At 75.7% G+C, this 628-nt stretch carries 1 pseudogene; it reads left to right on the plus strand.

Going from position 1 to position 628, the window contains the following annotated elements:
- Positions 1 to 628, plus strand: a pseudogene (locus CCN42_RS40495) (AAA family ATPase); the annotation flags it as partial.

Raw genomic sequence — 628 nt, forward strand, 5'->3', positions numbered from 1 at the left:
GCCGCAGCGGATCGCGCACGCGGTGCTGGTGCAGATGGAGCGGGCGGGCGAGGCGCCGGACGACCGGGTGCAGGACGCGGTCGCCCGCAACAGCGCGGTGAAGGCGGCGGTGAAGGCGGTCTGGCCGGCGGTGGACCCGGCGAAGCTGGTGCTGCGGCTGCTGACGGACGCNNCGGCGTGAAGTCGGCCAAGTGGTCGCCCGCGGACGCGGTGCTGATCGACGAGGCGGCGGACCTCGTGGAGCGCACGCACTCGCTGGGGCACGTCGTGCTGGACGAGGCGCAGGACCTGTCGCCGATGCAGTACCGGGCGGTGGGGCGCCGCTGCACCACCGGCAGCGCGACCGTGCTCGGCGACCTGGCGCAGGGCACCACCCCGTGGGCGACCCGCGGCTGGGAGGAGGCGCTGGCGCACCTGGGCAAGACGGACGCGGTGATCGAGGAGCTGACGGCCGGTTTCCGCGTGCCGACGGACGTGATCGCCTACGCCTCCCGGCTGCTCCCGCACATCGCGCCGGGCCTCACCCCCGTCGCCTCGATCCGCGAGAACCCGGGCCACTTCGAGGTGCGCCCCGCCGAGGGCACGCCGGACGTGGTCGCCGCCTGCGAGGAGTCGCTGCGCCGCGAGG

This window comes from Streptomyces glaucescens (assembly GCF_002154375.1).
GTDB lineage: Bacteria > Actinomycetota > Actinomycetes > Streptomycetales > Streptomycetaceae > Streptomyces > Streptomyces glaucescens.